Here is a 7,362-nt window from a genome sequence, read left to right as displayed (position 1 = left end):
CCAGGCGCCAGAGGCCCTGGCCGCCGCGATCCTCGCCCGCCGAGCCTCGGTCGCGGGGTCCTGACGTGAGCGCGCGTCGCGAGGGCGAGCCGCCCCCGGCCCCGGAGCCGTTGCCCTACCCGGTGGTCGACAACCACTGCCACCTCGACATCGCCCACGAGACGCCCGACGACGTGGCCGCGGCGCTCGCCGCTGCCGCTGCGGTCGGCGTGCCCCGGATCGTGCAGATCGGCTGCGACCTGCGGGGCGCACGCTGGGCGGTCGAGGCCGCCACGTCGTACGACGGCGTGGTCGCGGGCGTCGCGCTGCACCCCAACGAGGCGCCGCGCCTGGCCGAGTCGGGCCTGCTCGACGAGGCGCTGGCCGAGATCGAGGCCCTGGCCGGTGCGCACGACCGGGTGCGCGCGGTGGGGGAGACGGGTCTCGACCACTTCCGCACCGGCGAGGAGGGCCGCGCCGCCCAGGTGGAGTCGTTCCGGCGCCACATCGACATCGCCAAGCGACTCGACAAGACCCTCGTCATCCACGACCGCGACGCGCACGACGAGGTGCTGGCCGTGATCGACGAGGAGGGCGCTCCCGACCGCTGGGTGATGCACTGCTTCTCCGGCGACGCCGACGTGGCGCGGCGCTGTCTCGACCGGGGGGCCCACCTCTCGTTCTCGGGCACGGTGACGTTCAAGAACGCCCAGCCCCTGCGCGACGCGCTCGTGCTCGCGCCGCAGGACCGGATCCTCGTCGAGACCGACGCTCCCTACCTCACGCCCACGCCCTACCGAGGCCGCCCCAACGCCTCCTACCTCGTGCCGCTGACCATGCGCGTGATGGCCGAGACCCGCGGCGAGGATCTCGAGACGCTCTGCCGGGCGGTGGAGGCCGCGACCTTCGAGGCCTTCGGTGGTCCCTGGTGATGAGTGGTGATGACTGGTGACGACTGGTGACTGCTGGGGCGCCTGTGACGAGGCGGGTAAAGGATCGACGTGATGCTGGCCACGTTCCCCGCCTGAGCCGGGTGCGCGAGCTTGCGATCGCCCTCCTCGACTGGTCTCGTAGAGGGCTGTTGGCCGGGATCGGGACGATTCACGGCCGGCGCCGCACTCAGGCGCTGGTCATCCGAGGCCCGGGACTCACGACATTGGAGCAACGTGCCGCCCCAGAACGACACTGACCCGCAGAACATCTCCACCCCCCTCTCGAGCCCCCTCTCGAGCCCCCTCTCGAGCCCCACCTCCGGCTCGACCCGCAGCTCCTGGTTCCGCAGCCGCGCCGTGCTGGCCTCCCTGGTCGCCGTCGTCCTCGTCGCCGTCGCCGGCACGACCTACGGCTACGCCGCCATGGGCAAGGACCTCACTCTTTCCGTCGACGGAGAGGCCCGCGAGATCTCCTCGCGTGCGGCCACCGTCGGCGACGTGCTCGCGGCCGAGGGCCTCGAGATCGGTGAGCACGACCTGGTTGCGCCCGCCCTCGACGAGCAGATCGAGGACGGCACGCGCATCAACGTGCGGCTGGGCCGCCCGGTCGACCTCACCGTCGACGGCGTCACGACCACCCACTGGGTCACGGCCACCGACGTCGAGACCGCGCTGGGCGAGATCGGCATGCCCTTCGACAACTCACGACTCTCGCTCGACCGAGGCGCGGGCATCGACCGCGGCGGTCTCGAGCTCGAGGTCGTCACCCCGAAGAAGCTCACGTTCAAGGTGTCGGGCAAGAAGAAGGTCCGCAACGTCACCGCGATGACCGTCGAGGGCGCCCTGGAGCGCTTCGGCGTCAAGGTCGGCAAGCGCGACCGCACCACGCCCAGGCTCGGCGCGGCCGTCACCGACGGTGACGTCATCACCTTCACCGACGTGCGGTGGAAGAAGAAGGCCGTGACCGGCGAGAGCATCGCCTTCGCCACCGAGAAGCGCGAGGACGACACGCTCACGGTCGGCACGACCAGCACCGAGCGAGCCGGCAGCGCCGGCGCCCGCAACGTCACCTACCGACTGGTCTACGTCGACGGCGAGCTGACCAAGCGCAAGGTCCTCAAGCAGAAGGTCACCCGTCAGCCGGTCTCCGCGATCGTGCGGGTCGGCACCAAGCCCGTCCCGGCCCCCGCGGCGCCCAACTACGCCACTGGCAGCTCGGTCTGGGACCGCCTCGCGGCGTGCGAGTCGGGCGGCAACTGGGCCATCAACACCGGCAACGGCTACTACGGCGGCCTCCAGTTCAACCTCGGCACCTGGCAGGCCTACGGCGGCACCGGTCTGCCGAGCAACAACTCGCGGGCCACCCAGATCGCTGTTGCCGAGCGGCTCCGTGCCGCTCGCGGCGGCTACGGCGCCTGGCCCGGCTGCGCGGCCAAGCTCGGTCTGCCGCGCTGACGGACCGCGGTGAGCCGATCGCCCACCGCACGGCCTAGCCTTCACACATGACATCGTCCGCCGGCCCGAGGTATCTCGGGGCGGCGGACGTTCGTCGTCTGGCCGACCTGCTCGACCTGCGGCCGACGAAGCAGAAGGGCCAGAACTTCGTCATCGACGCCAACACCTGCCGCCGGATCGTGCGCGAGTCGGGCATCACCGGCGACGACGTGGTGCTCGAGGTGGGTCCGGGGCTGGGGTCGCTGACGCTCGCGCTCCTCGACGTCGCCCAGCACGTGACGGCGGTGGAGATCGACGACAAGCTCGCCGGGCTGCTGCCCGACACCATCGCCGAGTTCGCCCCCGACCAGGCCGACCACTTCAGCCTGGTGCACGCCGATGCCCTGCGGATCACCGGTCTCGCCGGTCCGGCGCCCACCGCGCTGGTCGCCAACCTGCCCTACAACGTCTCGGTGCCGGTGCTGCTGCACCTGATGGCCCTGCTGCCCAGCCTGAGGCGGGGACTGGTCATGGTGCAGGCCGAGGTGGCCGACCGTCTGGCCGCCAAGCCCGGCAGCAAGGCCTACGGCATCCCCTCCCTCAAGGCCGCGTGGTACGCCGACGTACGACGCGCCGGGGCGATCGGGCGCAACGTCTTCTGGCCCGCGCCCAACGTCGACTCCGGTCTGGTGGCCTGGACCCATCGCGAGCCGCCCGCGACCGCGGCCACTCGCGAGGAGGTCTTCGCCGTCATCGACGTCGCCTTCGCCCACCGGCGCAAGGCGCTGCGAGGGGTGCTGCGCGACTCGGCACCCTCCAAGGGCCTCCTGGGGTCGGTCGACGACGCCCTTGCCCATGCGGGCATCGACCCGCTCACCCGCGGTGAGTCGCTCACGATCGAGCAGTTCGCCGCGCTGGCCGAAGGACTCAGATGAACCGCTTCCTGGGCACTGCACCGGTGACGGTGCGGGCCGCCGCGAAGATCAACCTGCACCTGGGGGTCGGCGCGCCTCGCGACGACGGCTTCCACCCGCTCACGACCGTCTACCAGGCGATCGGCCTGTGCGACGACGTCACCGCGACCCCCGGCGGGCCGGGAGTCGACGACCTCCAGGTCGAGGTGCGCGGCAGCGACTGGATCGACGTGCAGTCCGTCCCCGCCGACGAGCGCAACCTCGCCCACCGCGCGGCGTCCGCCCTGGCGACCCTGCACGGGCGCGATCTCAACGGGCTGCTGCAGATCGAGAAGGCGATCCCGGTCGCGGGCGGGCTGGCCGGCGGATCGGCGGACGCTGCGGCCGCGCTGGTGGCCCTGGATCGCGCCCACGACCTCCGCACCAGCGACGACGACCTTCTCCGGATCGCCGCCGAGCTCGGCAGCGACGTCCCCTTCGCGCTCATCGGCGGCACCGCCCTCGGCACCGGGCGCGGCGAGCTGGTCGAGCCGGTCGGCGACGTCGGCACCTGGTGGTGGGTGCTCGTCCCCGACCGCGAGGGCCTCTCGACCCCCGACGTCTACCGGCACTTCGACAAGCTCTACCCCGACGCACCGGAGGAGCCGCCCGGGGCCGAGATGCTCCTCGGCGCTCTCCGCACCGGCCAGCCGGTCAGCCTGGCCCGCACGCTGCACAACGACCTCCAGGACGCCGCGGTCGACCTGCGCCCCGAGCTCGGCGAGCTCATCACGCGCGGCGAGAGCGAGGGCGCGCTGCGCGGCATGGTCTCGGGCTCCGGGCCGACCTGCGTCTTCCTCTGTGAGTCCGCCGACCACGCCCGCGACCTCGCCGGGGCGCTGATGCGCTCAGGCCACCCCACCGTGCTCGTCGCCAACGGCGCCGTTGCCGGTGCCCACCTCGTGAAGGACCACGCATAGTCATGGCATCGAACCTGCTCAACCTCGAAAAAGTCTCCAAGTCCTACGGCATCCGGCCGCTGCTGTCCGAGGTGTCGCTGGGCATCGGGTCCGGTGACCGGATCGGCATCGTCGGGCGCAACGGCGACGGCAAGACCACGCTGCTCGAGGTGATGAGCGGCCTCGAGGAACCCGACTCCGGACGGGTCTCGCAGCAGCGCGGCCTGCTGATCGGCTACCTCCACCAGGGCGACGAGCTCGTCGACACCCACACCGTGCGCGAGGCCGTCCTCGGGGGCCGCTCCGACCACGAGTGGGCTGCCGACGCGATGCTGCGCGAGATCGTGACCGAGCTGCTCGCGGGCGTCGAGCTCGATCGCGCCGTGCTCGGGCTCTCCGGTGGTGAGCGCCGACGGTGCGCCCTCGCCGCGCTCCTGCTCGGCGACCACGAGCTGATCGTGCTCGACGAGCCCACCAACCACCTCGACGTGGAGGCGGTCGCGTGGCTGGCCGACCACATGCGCCGTCGTACGTCGGCGCTGGTCGTCGTCACCCACGACCGGTGGTTCCTCGACGAGGTCTGCCAGTGGACCTGGGAGGTCCACGACGGTGCTGTCGACGTCTACGAGGGCGGCTATGCCGCGTTCGTGCTCGCCAAGGCGGAGCGCTCGCGCCAGGCGTCGGCCTCGGAGGCCCGCCGGCAGAACCTGATGAAGAAGGAGCTGGCCTGGCTCCGCCGCGGCGCCCCGGCCCGCACCGCCAAGCCGAAGTTCCGCATCGACGCCGCCAACCAGCTGATCGAGGACGTGCCGCCGCCGCGCGACCGCCTCGAGCTGCAGAAGTTCGCCACCCAGCGACTCGGCAAGGACGTCATCGACGTCGAGGACGTCGACCTGTGGCGCGGTGAGCGCCAGCTGCTCTCCGACGCGACCTGGCGCCTCGGTGCCGGTGACCGGGTCGGCATCGTCGGGGTCAACGGCGCCGGCAAGACCTCCGTGCTCTCGATGCTGGCCGGCGCCCTCCACCCGCAGGTCGGGAAGATGAAGCTCGGCAAGACCGTGGCGTTGAAGCACCTCACCCAGGCCCTCGACGACGTCGACCCCGACGGTCGGGTGCTGCCGACGGTCGAGGCGATCCGGCGGATCACCGTCACCAAGGACGGCGAGATCACGGCCACGTCGATGCTCGAGCGCTTCGGCTTCACCGGCGACAAGCTGACCGCGCGCCTCGGCGACCTCTCCGGCGGCGAGCGGCGGCGCTTCCAGCTGCTCAAGCTGCTCCTCACCGAGCCCAACGTGCTGCTCCTCGACGAGCCGACCAACGACCTCGACATCGAGACCCTCAACGTGCTCGAGGACTTCCTCGACGCCTGGCCCGGCACGCTCGTCGTGGTCTCCCACGACCGGTACTTCCTCGAGCGGGTCACCGACTCGGTCTGGGCGCTGCTCGGCGACGGCAAGCTCTCGATGCTGCCGCGTGGAGTCGATGAGTACCTCGAGCGTCGGCGCGACCAGCTGACAGGCCCGTCGAAGGCCGATCAGTCCTCCGGCAGCGGCGAGCAGGGCGGCGCCTCGAGCAAGAAGGCCAAGCCGGGCAGTGCCGAGGAGCGCGCGGCTCGCAAGGCGCTGTCGCGCCTGGAGAAGCAGCTCAAGCGGGTGCTGCTGCGCGAGATCGAGATCAACAAGGAGCTCGAGGCGAGCACCGACGACTACGACAAGCTGGCCACCCTGGGGGCTGAGCTCCAGCTGCTCCTGGCCGAGAAGGACGACCTCGAGCTCGAGTGGCTCGAGGCCGCCGAGGTCGTCGACTAGGTCCCTACCCCGCCGGGGGAGTCCCGAAGGGCGACAGCAGGAGCCGCAGCAGCCCGGCGAGCTTGGCCTGGTCGCGCACGGGCAGGTCGGCGAGCAGGGCGCGTTCGGCATCCAGCAGCGCCTCGAAGGCGCCGTCCACGGCGGCCTTGCCCTCGGGCGTGAGCCGCACGATCACCCCGCGGCGGTCCTCCGGGTCGGGGGAGCGCTCGACGAAGCCACGGACGGCGAGCCGGTCGACGCGGTTGGTCATCGTGCCGCTCGTCACGAGGGTCTCGCGCAGCAGGCGCCCCGGCGAGAGCTCGTACGGCGTGCCGGCGCGGCGCAGGGCTGCGAGGACGTCGAACTCCCACGACTCGATCGCGTGCGCGCTGAAGGCGGCTCGTCGAGCGAGGTCGAGATGACGGGCGAGCCGGCTGATCCGACTGAACACGGCGACGGGGTCCAGGTCGAGGTCGGAGCGCTCGCGCGCCCAGGCCTCCACCAGGTCGTCCACCTCGTCGCGCATGGACAGCACTCTACGCAGGCGGTCGAGAATCTTGATATCGAGAGATTTCCGATACCCGCCCGGGCGTAACTACCGGGTCTCGATGACGTTAATCCTCGAAAGCGTCCGGCTCGCTATCCTGACGCCTATTCTTCACGTCCGTATCGGGGCAGTTCGTCGAGGGGCGAGTGGCCGGACAACCAGGGGGCAGCCATGTCGACTTCGTCGGCCAGCGACCGAACGGCAGTACTCAACCGGATCAAGCGCGCCCAGGGCCAGCTCGCCGGGGTGCTCAAGATGATGGAGGAGGAGCGTGAGCTCGGCGCCGTCCTCAACCAGCTCAAGGCGGTCACGAGTGCGCTCGACCGGGCCGGGTTCGCGATGGTGGCGGCCGAGTGGCGCAGCAGTGTCGACAGCGACGGTGACGTGACGCCCGAGCAGCTCGACCATCTCGAGAAGCTGTTCCTCTCGCTCAGCTGAGTTACCGACCGGTAACATCTGGGCCATGACTCAGGTCCTCTCTCTGTGGCGTACCGCCAGCAGCCTCCCCGTGGTCGGCAGCACCCTCGGCAAGCGCGTCTTCTCGCTCGCGTTCAGCCGACAGGCGCCGTACTTCTCCACGATCCGTCCCCGCTTCGTCGAGATCCGGCCCAACTACGCCGAGCTGCTGATCCCCAAGCGCAAGGCGGTCCACAACCACATCGGCACCGTCCACGCGATCGCGCTGTGCAACGGGCTCGAGGCGGCGATGGGCGCGCTGGCCGAGGCGACGGTCCCCGCCGACAAGCGCTGGATCCCTCAGGGCATGGACGTCACCTACACGGCCAAGGCGACCAGCGACATCACCTGCGTCGCCGAGACCGACGCGGC

The 7,362-nt window shown here is 71.2% G+C and carries 8 protein-coding genes; 7 read left to right on the top strand and 1 reads right to left on the bottom strand.

Annotation, left to right across the window (positions count from 1 at the left end):
* Positions 1–65 precede the first annotated feature (65 nt).
* The 5 genes from VOI19_RS10515 to VOI19_RS10495 all read left to right on the top strand — a co-directional run bounded on the left by VOI19_RS10515 (position 66) and on the right by VOI19_RS10495 (position 6,008).
* Positions 66–911 carry a TatD family hydrolase gene (locus VOI19_RS10515; protein WP_323792916.1) on the top strand — a complete coding sequence of 282 codons (846 nt, stop codon included), beginning with the start codon at positions 66–68 and terminating at the stop codon, positions 909–911.
* A gap of 234 nt (positions 912–1,145) precedes the next feature.
* Complete coding sequence (locus tag VOI19_RS10510; RefSeq protein WP_323792915.1) at positions 1,146–2,366, top strand: transglycosylase family protein; 1,221 nt, start codon at positions 1,146–1,148, stop codon at positions 2,364–2,366.
* 47 nt (positions 2,367–2,413) lie between these two features.
* Entirely contained in the window at positions 2,414–3,280 is an 867-nt protein-coding gene (gene rsmA, locus VOI19_RS10505; RefSeq protein WP_323792914.1) for a 16S rRNA (adenine(1518)-N(6)/adenine(1519)-N(6))-dimethyltransferase RsmA, read from the top strand.
* On the top strand, positions 3,277–4,218 hold the full coding sequence (locus VOI19_RS10500) for a 4-(cytidine 5'-diphospho)-2-C-methyl-D-erythritol kinase (RefSeq protein WP_323792913.1): 942 nt from the start codon (positions 3,277–3,279) through the stop codon (positions 4,216–4,218). The genes rsmA and VOI19_RS10500 overlap by 4 nt, the downstream gene beginning before the upstream one ends.
* Before the next feature lie 2 nt (positions 4,219–4,220).
* Positions 4,221–6,008, top strand: coding sequence for an ABC-F family ATP-binding cassette domain-containing protein (locus tag VOI19_RS10495; protein WP_323792912.1), 1,788 nt, complete (start codon positions 4,221–4,223; stop codon positions 6,006–6,008).
* A 4-nt stretch (positions 6,009–6,012) separates the two neighbouring features.
* On the opposite strand, the gene VOI19_RS10490 is transcribed toward VOI19_RS10495, so the two are convergent.
* Complete coding sequence (locus VOI19_RS10490) at positions 6,013–6,513, bottom strand: MarR family transcriptional regulator (protein WP_323792911.1); 501 nt, start codon at positions 6,511–6,513, stop codon at positions 6,013–6,015.
* A 192-nt stretch (positions 6,514–6,705) separates the two neighbouring features.
* Between VOI19_RS10490 and VOI19_RS10485 the strand changes: the two genes are divergently transcribed.
* Positions 6,706–6,972: a metal-sensitive transcriptional regulator gene (locus tag VOI19_RS10485; protein ID WP_323792910.1), complete on the top strand. Its 267-nt coding sequence runs from the start codon at positions 6,706–6,708 to the stop codon at positions 6,970–6,972.
* 25 nt (positions 6,973–6,997) lie between these two features.
* The coding region (locus tag VOI19_RS10480) for a hotdog fold domain-containing protein (RefSeq protein ID WP_323792909.1) at positions 6,998–7,362 on the top strand (365 nt) is incomplete at its 3' end.

Source organism: Nocardioides sp. (assembly GCF_034670285.1).
In the GTDB taxonomy this organism is placed as follows: domain Bacteria; phylum Actinomycetota; class Actinomycetes; order Propionibacteriales; family Nocardioidaceae; genus Nocardioides.
Note: the sequence above shows the minus strand (reverse complement) of the source record. Positions and strands in the feature narration are given on the sequence as shown.

Excerpts from the sequence above, each read along its gene's own strand:
- rsmA (WP_323792914.1), top strand. The coding sequence starts at position 2,414 with ATGACATCGTCCGCCGGCCCGAGGTATCTCGGGGCGGCGGACGTTCGT.
- VOI19_RS10500 (WP_323792913.1), top strand. The coding sequence starts at position 3,277 with ATGAACCGCTTCCTGGGCACTGCACCGGTGACGGTGCGGGCCGCCGCG.
- VOI19_RS10495 (WP_323792912.1), top strand. The coding sequence starts at position 4,221 with ATGGCATCGAACCTGCTCAACCTCGAAAAAGTCTCCAAGTCCTACGGC.
- VOI19_RS10490 (WP_323792911.1), bottom strand. The coding sequence starts at position 6,513 with ATGCGCGACGAGGTGGACGACCTGGTGGAGGCCTGGGCGCGCGAGCGC.
- VOI19_RS10485 (WP_323792910.1), top strand. The coding sequence starts at position 6,706 with ATGTCGACTTCGTCGGCCAGCGACCGAACGGCAGTACTCAACCGGATC.